The sequence below is a fragment of the Paenibacillus sp. DMB5 genome (assembly GCF_001517085.1).
Classification (GTDB): Bacteria; Bacillota; Bacilli; order Paenibacillales; family Paenibacillaceae; genus Paenibacillus_AQ.
Genome location: NZ_LRAC01000153.1, coordinates 1 through 13290, shown reverse-complemented (window position 1 = coordinate 13290; position 13290 = coordinate 1). Strand labels below are relative to the sequence as shown.

Below are 13290 nucleotides of genomic sequence, written 5' to 3'. Positions count from 1 at the left end.
TAATGAGTACTGCAAACGTGTTGTCCCTTGAAACGGTGCTTGTCCAGCGGCCGGGGAATATTGCCAGCGACATGGACGGCGAGAAGGTGATGCTCAATATCCAGAACGGTAAGTATTACAATCTGGGCGAGGTTGGCGGAGAAATCTGGTCGGCGATAGCACAGCCGGCGCCGGTAAGCCGGATCGTGGAGGTTATCCGGGAGACCTTCGATGTTCCGGCTGAGACAGCAGAGCGGGACGTACTTGAATTTGTGCAAAACCTGCTGGCTGAGGATCTGGTCGCCATAGATTCTGCATCATGACGGGCATCCGGAGGCTGCAGCGGCTGATCATCCAGGACCGGGCTGTTCTGGCGCTTCTTCCCGAAGCGCTTTGGCGCCTGTTTCTGGCAAGAATCCGCCTCTTGTTTCCTTTTGCCAGAACGGCACCGCTGCTTGGCCTGAAGTCTCAGGAAACGGCGGTGGAAGTAAGAGCTGCCGATGTGCCGAGCATTCAGCAGATTACCCGGGCGATCCGGGGCGGGAGCAAGCTCACCCCCTGGAAAAGCACCTGCATGGTCAGAGCCGTTGCCGCCCTGAACATGCTCGAGAAGCGCGGAATCGAGAGCACGCTGTATATGGGGGTTGCCAGAGATAAGCAGGGGCAGATGATTGCCCATGCCTGGCTGCGCAGCGGCCCGTATTATGTGTCCGGTGACGATGCGATGCGGGGATTCGTTGTGGTCGAGAAATTTGCCAAGGTGATACAAGCCGAGTAATCGAGGTGGGATTATGCAAGCCATTATCTATTATGTCCGGCAGCTTCAGCAGCTGTCCGGAGTCAAGCTGTATTTGAATTTGCTGGGTATGGTCATCAGCGGCCTGCTGGAGAGCTCGGCCATTCTGCTGCTGGTACCGATGCTCGGTATGGCGGGACTGCAGCTTGGCGGTGCAGGGACAGGAGCGGCCTTTAATCTTCCCATGCTCGGCTTCATATCGGAGCTGCCGCAGACAACGGCGCTTTTGCTGGTACTGGGTTCATACATCGGCATTGTGCTCTGCCAGAATCTGATTGCACGCTTTGTGGCGGTCCGCAATGTGGAGATTCAGCAGACCTACGGCCGGCAGCTGCGATATGAAGTATACAGTGCCCTGCTGCGGGCAGAATGGTCTTTTTTCCTGAAAAAAGAACCTCTGACCTGGTTAACCTCATGACTACGGAAATCGCCCGGGTGCTTGCAGGCATCAGCTGCTTCCTGCAGTTTCTGACCTCGCTGCTGTTCACGCTGGTGCAGATTGCCTTTGCCTTCTGGCTGTCACCGCAGATGACGCTCGCCGTGATTGTCTGTGCTGTCCTGCTGTCCTTGTTCTCGCGCAGGTTCATCCGCAAAGCCAAAAAGCTGGGCAGCCGCAGCACCCAGCTCGGTAAAACGTACCTTGCCGGTATTACCGACCAGCTGAACGGAATCAAGGACATCAAGAGCAATAATCTGGAGCAGTCACGGCTGGAATGGCTGCATGGCTTTACCGGAGAGGTGAAGCATGAACAGCTGGAGTATACCCGTCTGCGCTCCAACTCCCAGCTGCTCTACAAAATGTCCTCGACTCTGCTGATCGCCCTTTTTATCTTCGTTTCGTTCCGGTTCCTTCATGTGGAGGGTCCGAATCTGCTGCTGGTCATTCTGGTGTTTGCCAGACTGTGGCCGACCTTCTCCTCCTTGCAATCCTTGATGGAACAGCTTGCTTCTGTTCTGCCCTCCTTTAAGCAGCTTAAGGAAATGGAAGAGGAATGCTTGCAGGCTGCAGAAGAAGGCCCGGCAGCAGGAAGCGGGAAGGCGCCGGTACCGATGGTGCTCAAGGAAGGCCTGGAAGCACGCGACATCCATTTCCGCTATGACCCGCAGAAGCCTGAATATTCCATGCAGGCTGTGAATGTTAAGATCCCGGCTAACCGCATGACCGCCATTGTCGGACGTTCCGGTGCCGGTAAAAGTACACTCGTTGACCTGCTTATGGGTCTGATGCAGCCTGAGTCAGGGGAAATTCTGGCTGATGGTGCGCCGATTACGGGGGAACGGCTGCTGTCCTACCGCCGCTCTATCGGCTATGTAGCCCAGGACCCGTTCCTCTACAACGCTACAATCCGTGATAATCTGACGATGATTAAGCCGGATGCCAGCGAAGAGGAGCTATGGGAAGCGCTGGAATTCGCCTCCTCAGCCGAGTTCGTGCGCAGGCTGCCTGAAGGTCTGGATACGCTGATCGGCGACCGGGGCATCCGCTTATCCGGCGGGGAGCGGCAACGTCTGGTGCTGGCCCGGGCTATCATCCGCAAGCCGTCCATCCTGGTGCTGGACGAAGCGACGAGCGCGCTCGATACCGAGAACGAGCAGAAGATTCAGGAAGCGCTGGACCGGCTGAAGCACTCGGTAACCTTGATTGTCATTGCCCACCGGCTGTCCACCATCCGCGGGGCAGACCAGATCCTGGTCATTGACCAGGGCCGGGTCATCCAGCAGGGCGTCTATGGCAGGCTGGCCTCTGAAACAGGCGGCATGTTCAGCCGGCTGCTCAGCAGCCAGGAGGCCATGTAGCTATGAGCCGAAATGTAATTGTGATCTAATAGGATGTCTATCAACAAAGCCCCAGTCTCTACTCACCGTAGAGGCTGGGGCTTTCCTGAGTTTATTTTTAGCTGCCTATAAGAATCTCCGCAGTCTACGCTTCCTCCCGGCCAGTTACCTTGCGCCAGCTCCAGAGAAACGGGCGGAGCGGAAAATACAGTACATGCAGCGGCTTCGGCAGCGGCAGTGTTCTGGCATCCGCTGCATAAGGATACAGGAAGCCTGCTGCACGCAGCAGCCGGTTGCGGGTGGTCAGAATCGCCGGTTTGTAGGCTTTGAAATGCAGCTCTACTTCCGGCTCCAGCGGAGGATCATTCAGATTGACCATCCGTGCCACATAAAAAATAGCATCCTGTGCCAGGCGCTTTGCTTTTGGCTTCTCCGTCAGGGCTGACAGTCTGGCATTAACCGGAGCGCCCAGCAGGTCAGCGGCAAGAACCAGCGTCTGGCCGGCAATCGCTTCGCAGTTATATTGCTTCAGCAGCTGGAGCAGCCGCTCATTGTCCGGCTGCTGCAGCAGCAGCATTTTAATATCGAGCAGCCATCTCAGCCGGGACCATGCATGACGGGCACCATGTGAGACAAGAAAGAGGAACAAATCCTCGCGTCCCAGATAATGCACATCCGGCCCGAGCAGCCGACTTGTCCGCGCATGCTTCCACAGCTCCGCGAAATCAGGCTCGGCAGATGGGCCGGGGCCTAACCGCCAGTGGACCTCGAGCTTTATTTTGCTGTGCGGATGATTGAAGGTTAAGTGATGCTCCCGCCATTTCCAGTCCCCGAGAATACTCTCATACACCTCGATCTTCTCATACCCCTGCTGCAGCAGGAAGTTCTCAGTCTCTGCCAGCCGGTCTATGGGCACCATGAAATCAAGATCGCGCGAGGTGCGCAGCGAGAAATCACCGTACAAATCCTCGGCCAGCACAGGCCCCTTGAGGAAAAGCGAGCGGATTCCCAGCTTGTTTAGCTCTGCCCCGATCCGGGCCATTTCCCCGCTGAGCTGAAGCATCCGTACAGTATTACTGCGGTATTCCTGCTGCAGCCGTTCGCTGACGCGGACAGGAATAAGCTGATTGTGCATCCGGCTGAGCTTGGGATACAGAAAAGGGAAGACACGGTGATGCAGCGTAAGCCGGATGAACAGCTTCCAGTCGATTTCCGTGAACATTTCGGGATTCTGCTGCGCCAGCTCATCGGGTGAATCTGTAGTGAGCAAGTGAAGAAGAAGACATATTTCCTTAGATAAACTCCCTTTGTCAAGGGTATACCGGTCAGTCATAGGGACTCTCCTTACTGGATTTTAGGTAGGTTTGGAGCCGTTTTTGTTCGGTTTAAAGAACGCACAGAGAGCGTACCACCGGCGATAGAGCCATGTCAATTTGAAATTAGTAATTAATGTATGAAAATAAAAATAATAGAATTACCCGGATTACAGCAGGCTTAAACTCTTATAACGCATTTATAGGTCGAATGTAACAGGGTATTCCGATATAATTATACTAATCAGGTTTTTACGGAGGATCGGACAATGACAGATATCAGCATGCTCGGTATTCCCGGTGCAGAGACATGGCAGAGGATCGAGCCGGTGTTAAAGGGCTGGTCAGCCGACAAGAAGTACTATATAGAAGATAATGATGGAGCGAAGCTGTTGCTCCGGCTGTCGGCGGCAAATACCCTGGAACGGAAAACAGCAGAGTTTGCAATCATCCGGAAGTTTAATGCGCTGGACTTTCCGATGTCACAGGCGCTCCGTTTCGGCACCTGTGCCGACGGGCAGGTTTATATGCTGCTGACCTGGGTGGAGGGGATGCCGCTGGAGGATTGCCTGGCTGATTTGCCTGTACAGGAGCAGTATAGGCTGGGGATAGAGGCAGGCGCCATTCTCCGCCGGATCCACAGTATCCGCACGGATCAGGATCTGACCGGCTGGGAAGCAGCCATGCGGGCCAAACTTCTGAGAAGGATCAGGGAGTACGAAGATTGTCCTTACCGTCTGGAGAATGATGCTGTTGCTATCCGTTATGTTCAGGAGAACATCGGGCTCATTCATAATGTAGAGAAGGTATATCACCACGGGGACTTTCATGCCGGCAATCTGCTGTACACCCCGGAGGGCGGGATTGGTGTGATTGATTTCAACCGCTGGGATATTGCCGACTACGCCGAGGAGTTCTACAAGGTCCAGTTTTTTGACCGGAAGCTGAGTATTCCCTTTGCCAAAGGGAAGCTGGACGGCTATTTCGCAGGTCCGCCGCCGGAGGTGTTCTGGCAGAGACAGGCGCTCTATGTGGCGTACAGCTCGCTTTTTTCAATAAAGTGGGCCATTCCGTTCGGGGAAGCCGACGTACAGGGGATGATGGATATCGCCAGGCAGGCTTTCTCGGATTACGATGATTTCCGCAGACTGATTCCGCGCTGGTATGCGGAGTAATTCGGTGCCAAAGATTGAAATTAAGCAGCGCAAACGGTAGAATTGCACTACCAACAGATTTAACCAAGAAGGGGATTGTATCTTTTGACTAATGAAGAACTGAATCAAGAGCTGCCGGAGAATTATTCGGAGCTGAAAAAGGCGCCGGCCGTACTGCGGACTGGAGAGCGCGTCTTGCGGCTGTTGAAGAGCTGGGCAACTGGAACCACAAGCAAGTTATTGATATCCTGAATCGTCTGATGACCAGCGATCCTGTATATACCGTTCAAGAAGCTGCATACCGGAAGCTGATTGCATTCGGCGAAGAGGTTGCTGCCCCTTCCAAGAATAAGCCTGAGCTATTAAAGGGAATCGGCAAGATCATGCTGCGCATCAAGAAGAGTCTTCCGCGGGAGCACTCCTACGAAGATTTCAAGGAGAAGCTGCAGAAGATGCGGATCGATATCTACGATGCATACGAAGGCGAGAAGGGCGAAGAATTCGACAAGTGGCTGGAGAAGCAGTGGCTTTCAGCAAAATAGTAAAGGGTGACAATATCCAATATGAATAACGATTCTCATGACTCTCCGCTTTCTGCACAATTCCGGGAGTATCTGAAGCTTTCTGGGGGATTACGGCCTGATTACATTGCCAGTCTGGGGAACAGCACGGAAGGAAGCAAGGCGATTACGGACATTGCTCCGGATGCCCCCGGGCTGCTGAAGGTCATTTACGGCCAGGTTGCCGGGACAAGCAGTGAAGAAGAAGAGCCAAGCCTGATCGAATTTATTCCCGGCTACCGTCTGATTCATATTGCTGAGTATAAGCAGGAGCTGCAGGTGCTGACCGGCATTCTGGAAGAGAAGGGACACAGCGCCGGCGGCAGAGTTTTTCCTGTCCTGACTAACTACGGCAGCGATTTTATCTGTCTGTGGCAGCGGGAAGACGGCTCGGAAGTGATCTGTGACCTGCTGAACGACTTTGGTGATTTGGTTGTGATGTACAACTCCCCGGAGAAGTTTCTGGAGACTTTGTGTGAATTCTATAAGCAGGAAGCTTATTTTCTGGATGAAGAAGGCTTTTTAGACTGCGATCTGATAAAAGAAGGCGAGATTGGTACAGAGCTGAATCCCGGAGCGCAGTACTGGTCGGAATAAACAACAAAGCCCCATGCTCCGCTGTAAGCGGAACACGGGGCTTTGTGCTGCCTGTGGGCAATTATTGCTGTGCCTCACGTTTTTCATGCTCACGGAGCTCTACGCGGCGGATTTTGCCGGAGGTCGTTTTCGGCAGGTCGGCGATGAATTCGATCTTGCGCGGATATTTGTAAGGGGCCGTCATCTCTTTGACATGACTCTGCAGCTCCTTGACCAGCTCTGGCGAACCTGTATTGCCGTCCTTCAGGACAATGAAGGCTTTGACGACAGAACCGCGGATCTCGTCAGGACTGGCAACAACGGCGCATTCCTTAACCAGCGCATGCTTCATCAGCGCATCTTCCACTTCAAACGGGCCAATAGTGTAGCCTGAGCTGATAATGATGTCGTCTCCCCGGCCTTCAAACCAGAAATAACCGTCCTCATCCTTGCGCGCCCGGTCGCCGGTTACAAAATACTCGCCATGCGAGGCATTGGTCTTGCGGTCAGGGTCCTTGTAGTAGGTCTTGAACAGGGCCGGCATACTGAGATGCACAGCAATATCGCCTACCACATTCGGAGGAACCGGATTTCCGTCCTCGTCAATGACTTCAGCAATGCCGGGAGCAATGGATTTGCCCATGGACCCGATCCGGATCGGATCATCCTTCAGGGCTGCGATGATCAGCGTGCTTTCCGTCTGTCCGTAGCCGTCCCGGATAGTAATATCAAAATGCTGCTGGAACGTATTAATGACCTCTTGATTCAGCGGCTCGCCTGCAGACACGGCACAGCGCAGCTTGGACAGGTCATACCGTGACAGCCCTTCCGTCTTGGCCATAAGGCGGTATTCCGTAGGGGTACAGCACAAAACCTGAATACCTTCATCCTGCAGCAGCTGCAGATAACGGTCCGGATGGAAGGAACCGTTGTACACGAAGCCGGTAGCCCCATTGCCGAGCACCGTCAGGAACGGGCTCCAGATCCATTTCTGCCAGCCCGGCGCTGCCGTTGCCCAGACGGTGTCCGATTCGCGGATTTCCAGCCATTGCGGGGAGGTAATCCGCAGGTGGGCATAACCCCAGCCGTGGGAATGCACAACAGCTTTGGGATTGCCGGTAGTGCCGGAGGTATAGGCCAGAATGGCAATATCGTCGCGGCTGGTGACTGGTGTCTCGAGGATATCCGGTTGTCCGTCCATCAGGCTCTCGAGGTCACTCCAGCCCTCCTCCAGATCCTCTTTATTACCGGAGACAGACAGACGGTAGTCTAGAGCCGGCAGATCATCGGTGATTTTGTTGACCTCTCCTGTTACCTCTGACCAGACGATGACCGCTCTGGCCTCTGAATGGCGAAGGCGGTAGGATAAATCCTTGGCCCGCAGCATTTCGGAGGAAGGAATGACAGCGAGACCCAGCTTGAGGCAGGCCAGATAGATAACATAAGCGATAATGCGGCGCGGTACCATGACCAGCACACGGTCGCCTTTATGAAGACCCAGTCCGGCAAGTCCGCCGGCCAGCCGGTTGGCCTGGCCGATCAGCTCCCCGTAGGTAATTTGCTCGCAGCTTCCATTCTCATGCAGCCATTTAAGCGCGATCTTATCCGGCGGATGCTGATCCATTTCCGAAGTCAGATTATAAATTTCAGGTGCAATAAAACGCTGATTGTCCAAATGAACCTCTCCTAAATAAACATGATGGTGCAGCTATTATAGTATACCATGTTCTTTTAGTACCAGATGCTAATCAGTGGCAATATCTTTCAAGAAGGTTTTGTGACTATTGTTTGTTAACGTATTGAATTTGAGCGGGAGCTGAAATATTTATCATAGTAGGCAATGTTATAATCAGTGCAGAGTCTTATTTCAAGGAACAGGCGGTTGAGACCCATGCAGATGAATAAACTACAAGAATTGCAGGACATGCTTAGTGTAATCCAGCAGACGTATCCGGAAGATGCGGCTGTTGTGCTGGCTGATACGGAGAAGGTGCTGGCGTATCTTCCTGGTCAGCAGATTGATCTGAAGGTTCCGGTAGGGGCTCCTATAGAAAAATTCAAAGGTACCGTATCTTACAGAGCCATGGAGACTGCAGCTGTTCAGCGTGAGGAGCGGGGGCCGGAAGCTTTCGGTGTCTCTTATCTTTCTTCGGCGGTGCCGATTATCGAAAACGGAATGGTAATCGGCGTTATTGCTGCGATGGTTTCAACCCACCGTGCCGCGTCTCTTCAGGATGGTGCGCAGGAGCTGTCTTCCCTGGTTCAGGAAATGACCGCTACTTCGGAAGAAGTGACCCGTTCGGCGCTGGGTGTGTCGCAGCGGATCGATGAGCTGGTCAGCCACTCCCAGGGCATGGTGCGTGATATTGAGAGCAGCTTTGAGATCCTGTCCTCTGTCAAAAGAATTGCCGACCAGTCGCATATGCTCGGGCTGAATGCAGCAATTGAGGCGGCACGGGCGGGGGAGCAGGGAAGAGGCTTTGGCGTCGTGGCGACAGAGATCCGCAAGCTGGCCGGTGACAGTCATTCGCTGGTACAGAATATCCAGAGCCAGCTGGCCGGGATGAAGCAGGCAATCCTGCAGATGGACCGTTCGATTCAGGAGATTAAAGGCTTTTCCCAGCATCAGGGGCAGTCCATGCAGGAATTAAGCCGGGCTTATGAGCATGTTGCCCGTACGGCAACTGAACTGACAAATCTGTAGTTACCCTAATACCTTGACGGAAAGAGAGGAATACATATGAAGCTTGCAGAGTTTGATGCGATTTTTGCCATTATGGAAGCCTCGTTTCCTGTAAGCGAGATAAGGACCTACAGCGGCCAGAAGGCCCTGCTGGACAACCCTCATTACCGGATTTATACCGAACAGGATGAAGGCGGCCGGATTATTGCTTTTTTGGCAGCGTGGGAGTTTCCTGAGCTGCGCTTTGTTGAACATATTGCAGTCAGCCCGGATGCCCGCAGCGGCGGAACCGGCCGCAGGCTGATGAACCGTTATCTTGCGTTTTCCGCCAAACCGGTGCTGCTGGAGGTGGAGCCGCCGTCGGGAGAGCTGGAGCAGCGCAGAATCGGCTTTTATGAACGGCTTGGTTTTCATCTCAATCCTTACGATTATGCACAGCCTCCCCTGCGCGCCGGCCAGCAGGAGCTGCCGCTGCGTATCATGACCTACCCCTATTCTGTTAGCGCAGAGGAGTTCCGGCGGTACCGGGACATTCTCTACACCGGTGTCTACCAAATTGCAGCCTCCGGCAGCGAATAATGATTATTTGCACACAGCAGCCCGCGTAATCCTTGTGATTGCGCGGGCTGCTTTATTTTGCAGAGTGATTATGATTAGCGGTGCATTGAAATCCTTCTTTACAATCCGGATACAAGTTCGAAACAAGTTCCTGGTTAAATGAATGTATAGCAAGGAACAACACAAACTACAAAGCTTACCCCAAAGGAGACGATATTCAATGAAAAGCAAAAAAATGATCATAGCAACCATGGTGTTCGGAATGGCCGTAACAGGCTCAGCAGGTGTCTATGCCGGAACAAATCTGCAGAAGATCAGCGCCTATCTGAATCACAGCATCGGCTTTAAGGTTAACGGAACGGCTTATACGCCTGTAGACGGTAACGGCAAGGCGCTTGCCCCAATCACCTACAATAATACGACTTACCTGCCGGTGCGTGCCCTGGCCGATGCACTCAAGGTTCCGGTAACCTTCGATGCCTCCGCTAATCAGGTTGTGCTTGGAACGACATCAGGTACAGGAACACCGGACAGCGGCTCTACTATCAATCTGGCAGCAGTAAATTACAGCGCGGCGCAGAAGGAGCAGATTACCAAAGCATTTGCAAACTACCAGGGCTTTGAAACAGCATACGCTCCGGCCCAGATGATCAGCGGAGACAGCTTTGTCAGTGTAGGCGGCGGCGAGGACGGCGTATCCTTCCTGTTCAAGCATATGCGTGTCAACATTTCGCCGCGTGATTACTCCTATGATTACGATGGAACTACTGTGAAGCTCTCGAATGGAACAAGCGCCAAATGGTATACACCTTCCGACATCCCGATGCTGACCTTCAAGCTGGACGACCGCTATGTAACGATCAGCTCGCCGGACCAGTCGCTCAGCAAGGCTAAGCTGGAAAAGGTAGCTGTTAATGTAGCGAAATTGAGCAAATAATAAACTTCAAACTTGTCAGCTTAAAAAGAGAAAGCAGCAGTTTGCTCTGTACACACAGAAGCAGCTGCTGCTTTTTTGAGAATTAATGGCGTGAATGGTTCATGCCATAATCAGCCAGTCCGGCTGTTACTTATTGGTGCTGTGTTGCTTATTGGCCAGTCTTGCCTGCGGGGAGCCCTGGCCCCGGCGCTTGTTCTTCTCTGCCTTGCGCTGGTTCTCCTGAAACTTTGCTACGAATTCATGCGTGTTCATGCTTCTCGGCCTCCTAATGGAATGTGAGCACAGCCTGGTCAGAACTGCCTTTACTATGCCCGTTCGCGGTAGGGTTAATGCATAAGCGCAAGTTATTCCGCCGGCCGCTCCAAGACCCCGTATTGAGTGAGTGCTTTGACAGCTGAGTCACGCATCCGTTTCTTGAGCAGACTTCCTTCGGTGACACGTACTCTTTTGCCCAGAAAACGGAGCTTGGACAACACATATTCACCCTCATTGCCGAGATAGGTCAACATAATGGAGTAGGTGCCGGTCTGCTCCTCATAATGCACTTCCTTCTCGAAGCAGGAAAAAGCGTACAGGATCCGCGACAGCTCACGGTTATATTCCGGCTGCACCTGAATCACGGCACGCTGCTTCCGGCTTTCCAGAAGGCTGTGGATATCGTCCAGTGCTGCGGCATAGGATTCCGGACGTACCGGAACTGCGGAGACGGAAGCTATTTTGGACAGCCGGACACTCATGAAGTTGCGCCGCTTCCAGGTGTACCACAGCAAATACCATTCCCGTTTGACCATGGAATACTCCAGCCGGTAAGGGAGGCCTGCCTGCTTGGGGCTGATCAGGCCGTCTTTGAGAATGAAGTCCAGCCGGACCCCTTGTTTCTGCTGAATGCAGCGGCGGAGCGTCCGCAGGAGCGGATGGAAGACCTGCCGCTCTTTGCTGGAGGCTTTGTGAATCAGATGATCGTGCAAAAGGATGCTCTCGTCCTGCTCCAGCAGATCGCGGAGCTTATCTAGAGTAGGGCCGGAGAAGGCCGCGGCGATGAGGGATGCTCCAGCATCAGCTTCAGCCAGGAGCGTTCATGGGATGTAGACAGAAAGGCTCCGGAGTCCTCCAGTCTGGACAGAACCCTGTAATTAAAAATCTTTTCAAAAGGATTCATAATAGGCGAGCAGCTCCTTCCATTCCTGAATCATTTCCTCACGCAGCTGCAGGGGCTCAAGGATTTCACAGCTGGACCCGAAGCTGCGCAGCCAGGGCTTAATTTCGGTGAACCCGTTAACTGTTATCTCATATATAAAAGAATGTCCGTCCTCCTCGGTAATGACGCCCCATTGTCCCTGCAGCAGCACCCGTTCCTTAACAAAATTGTTGCCCGTGCCTGGCAGCGGGTGAAGAAACCTGGCGCGGATTGTCACCGGATTCGTCGTATCTATCATCCAGCTCAAGGCCAGACGCTCCTCAAGCAGCTTTTTTTCAGCCAGAAAAAGCTCTGCGGCGACAGACTCGGCTTCGGTAATTTGCGTAATGCCCTCCAGCCTGTACTTGCGGATGTTTTTGCGGTTGTCGCTTGCTAAGAGGTACCACCTGCCGTACTGATGGTCATAGATGATTTTGAGCGGCAGCACCTTCTCAAGACTGCCGACCGATTCCCGCCCGAACAGCGGATTGGTCGGTTTGGCTGCGTAGCTCTTGCCTTCCTTTGGAGAGAAGTAGAGGAATTGCACCTTGCAGTGCTCCCGCATAGCCGATACCAGGGGATAGAGGTGGGCTTCATCAAGAATCCTGGAATAATAATGATATTTATATAAAAAAGGATCGGCTGCAGGCTCCATCAGGCTCCGCCGGTTCAACTGCTTTTTGAGGCTATCGCGTAGTAAGTAGCCCTGGACCGAGGGGACCTGTGTATTGGCCATCACATCAACGAAATCAAAGAGCTCGCATAGTTCATCATCGGACAGCTGACGGATAAGGTCGTCATACAGACGGTACCGGTATGGACGCGGCCCGGGCTGCTTTGCAATCACTCCAACCTCTTCAAGGTACTTCAGGTCTCCGCGCAATGTTTTCTCATCAGGAAAAATGCCTTCCGGATCTTCTCCGCTGCAGCACAGCTCCAGCAGCTCCTTCAGAGTCATCGGCCGTTCGTTCAGCCCGGCAAGAATGCGGGAGAGGCGCAGAGACTCGGATTCTTTCAGCGATTTGGCACGGAACAGAAACAGCAGCACCGGTTCGGCGGAGTCATAATAGTTGTACCTGAAGGTATTGGTGAAATCTTTATCCAGCTCTTCAGGCGGCTCTTCCTGCATGGTCTGAACGACTTCCTTCAGTTTCTTAACGGTTTTATCGAAGGTATGGACTGAAATGCCGAGGCGGTCAGCGAACTGCTGGCGGCTATAAGCCCCGCTGGTCAACACAAGCATGCGCAGAAACTGGATTTCCTTATCAAAGCTTTCCTTGGCCATGTATTCCTCCGGTATGCATAATGGATGCTGTATATATGGACGTAATAATTGTAATCAAGTTGCTGATCATTGTAAGGAAATGGGGTGTTAAATTAAATATGAAAAAAAAGCTTGCATGTTCTTTCGAAAGTATGGTATATTCTTGTTCCGGCCAAGAAATGCTGAAAAGCATCGACGCAAGCTCGAAAAAAGAAATTAAAAAAAGAGCTTGCAACGAACGACCGGATGTGATATAGTATAAGAGTTGCTGCTGACGAGAACATCGACGGTAACAACGAGCTTGATCTTTGAAAACTGAACAACGAGTGAGTATCGGAAATCACTTCGGTGATTCCAAATTAGAGAATGTAACATTCTCGTCAGATGTTTCAAAATGAGCGAATCGCTCTTTTCGATAGTTTTCGGATGGTTATTTCCTCGGAGTGATTCGGGTGAAGTAATCGCACGGAAAAACCTTATTGGAGAGTTTGATCCTGGCTCAGGACGAACGCTGGCG

Annotated in this window: 13 protein-coding genes and 2 pseudogenes; 9 read left to right on the top strand and 6 right to left on the bottom strand. The window is 52.7% G+C overall.

What is annotated here, in order from left to right; translation table 11 throughout:
- Window positions 1-2: 2 nt before the first annotated feature.
- From AWJ19_RS27515 to AWJ19_RS27505, 3 genes and pseudogenes are all read left to right on the top strand, one after another.
- Window positions 3-302 (top strand): lasso peptide biosynthesis PqqD family chaperone, encoded by a 300-nt coding sequence (locus AWJ19_RS27515; protein WP_082708160.1) that lies wholly within the window; start codon window positions 3-5, stop codon window positions 300-302.
- Entirely contained in the window at window positions 299-757 is a 459-nt protein-coding gene (locus tag AWJ19_RS27510; protein ID WP_068728393.1) for a lasso peptide biosynthesis B2 protein, read from the top strand. Before AWJ19_RS27515 ends, AWJ19_RS27510 begins: the two co-directional genes overlap by 4 nt.
- A gap of 13 nt (window positions 758-770) precedes the next feature.
- A pseudogene (locus AWJ19_RS27505) lies at window positions 771-2572 on the top strand (ABC transporter ATP-binding protein).
- 124 nt (window positions 2573-2696) lie between these two features.
- Here AWJ19_RS27505 and AWJ19_RS27500 read toward each other — a convergent pair.
- Window positions 2697-3884, bottom strand: a complete 1188-nt coding sequence (locus AWJ19_RS27500) for a nucleotidyltransferase family protein (protein WP_068728392.1) — start codon at window positions 3882-3884, stop codon at window positions 2697-2699.
- Between the two features lie 249 nt (window positions 3885-4133).
- On the opposite strand from AWJ19_RS27500, the gene AWJ19_RS27495 reads away from it, so the two are divergent.
- The 3 genes and pseudogenes from AWJ19_RS27495 (at window position 4134) to AWJ19_RS27485 (ending at window position 6175) form a co-directional block, all read left to right on the top strand.
- Window positions 4134-5039 (top strand): phosphotransferase, encoded by a 906-nt coding sequence (locus AWJ19_RS27495; protein ID WP_068728391.1) that lies wholly within the window; start codon window positions 4134-4136, stop codon window positions 5037-5039.
- Window positions 5040-5123: 84 nt separating this feature from the next.
- Window positions 5124-5560 (top strand): annotated as a pseudogene (locus AWJ19_RS27490) (HEAT repeat domain-containing protein).
- A 21-nt stretch (window positions 5561-5581) separates the two neighbouring features.
- On the top strand, window positions 5582-6175 hold the full coding sequence (locus tag AWJ19_RS27485) for a hypothetical protein (RefSeq protein ID WP_068728390.1): 594 nt from the start codon (window positions 5582-5584) through the stop codon (window positions 6173-6175).
- Between the two features lie 61 nt (window positions 6176-6236).
- Here the strand turns inward: AWJ19_RS27485 and AWJ19_RS27480 are convergent, their stop codons facing one another.
- Window positions 6237-7778: an AMP-binding protein gene (locus AWJ19_RS27480; RefSeq protein WP_068728411.1), complete on the bottom strand. Its 1542-nt coding sequence runs from the start codon at window positions 7776-7778 to the stop codon at window positions 6237-6239.
- 273 nt (window positions 7779-8051) lie between these two features.
- On the opposite strand from AWJ19_RS27480, the gene AWJ19_RS37435 reads away from it, so the two are divergent.
- The 3 genes from AWJ19_RS37435 to AWJ19_RS27465 all read left to right on the top strand — a co-directional run bounded on the left by AWJ19_RS37435 (window position 8052) and on the right by AWJ19_RS27465 (window position 10332).
- On the top strand, window positions 8052-8858 hold the full coding sequence (locus tag AWJ19_RS37435; RefSeq protein ID WP_068728410.1) for a methyl-accepting chemotaxis protein: 807 nt from the start codon (window positions 8052-8054) through the stop codon (window positions 8856-8858).
- A gap of 36 nt (window positions 8859-8894) precedes the next feature.
- The gene (locus AWJ19_RS27470; RefSeq protein WP_068728389.1) at window positions 8895-9416 is read left to right on the top strand and encodes a GNAT family N-acetyltransferase; all 522 of its coding nucleotides are present in this window, start codon (window positions 8895-8897) and stop codon (window positions 9414-9416) included.
- 199 nt (window positions 9417-9615) lie between these two features.
- The gene (locus tag AWJ19_RS27465; RefSeq protein WP_068728388.1) at window positions 9616-10332 is read left to right on the top strand and encodes a stalk domain-containing protein; all 717 of its coding nucleotides are present in this window, start codon (window positions 9616-9618) and stop codon (window positions 10330-10332) included.
- A gap of 126 nt (window positions 10333-10458) precedes the next feature.
- On the opposite strand, the gene AWJ19_RS34350 is transcribed toward AWJ19_RS27465, so the two are convergent.
- The 4 genes from AWJ19_RS34350 to AWJ19_RS27455 form a co-directional block, all read right to left on the bottom strand.
- Complete coding sequence (locus AWJ19_RS34350; RefSeq protein ID WP_082708158.1) at window positions 10459-10584, bottom strand: DUF4023 family protein; 126 nt, start codon at window positions 10582-10584, stop codon at window positions 10459-10461.
- A 92-nt stretch (window positions 10585-10676) separates the two neighbouring features.
- Complete coding sequence (locus tag AWJ19_RS27460; RefSeq protein WP_347231172.1) at window positions 10677-11300, bottom strand: WYL domain-containing protein; 624 nt, start codon at window positions 11298-11300, stop codon at window positions 10677-10679.
- 41 nt (window positions 11301-11341) lie between these two features.
- On the bottom strand, window positions 11342-11491 hold the full coding sequence (locus tag AWJ19_RS37775; protein WP_347231171.1) for a hypothetical protein: 150 nt from the start codon (window positions 11489-11491) through the stop codon (window positions 11342-11344).
- Window positions 11478-12794, bottom strand: coding sequence for a WYL domain-containing protein (locus AWJ19_RS27455; RefSeq protein WP_068728387.1), 1317 nt, complete (start codon window positions 12792-12794; stop codon window positions 11478-11480). Before AWJ19_RS27455 ends, AWJ19_RS37775 begins: the two co-directional genes overlap by 14 nt.
- Window positions 12795-13290: the final 496 nt, after the last annotated feature.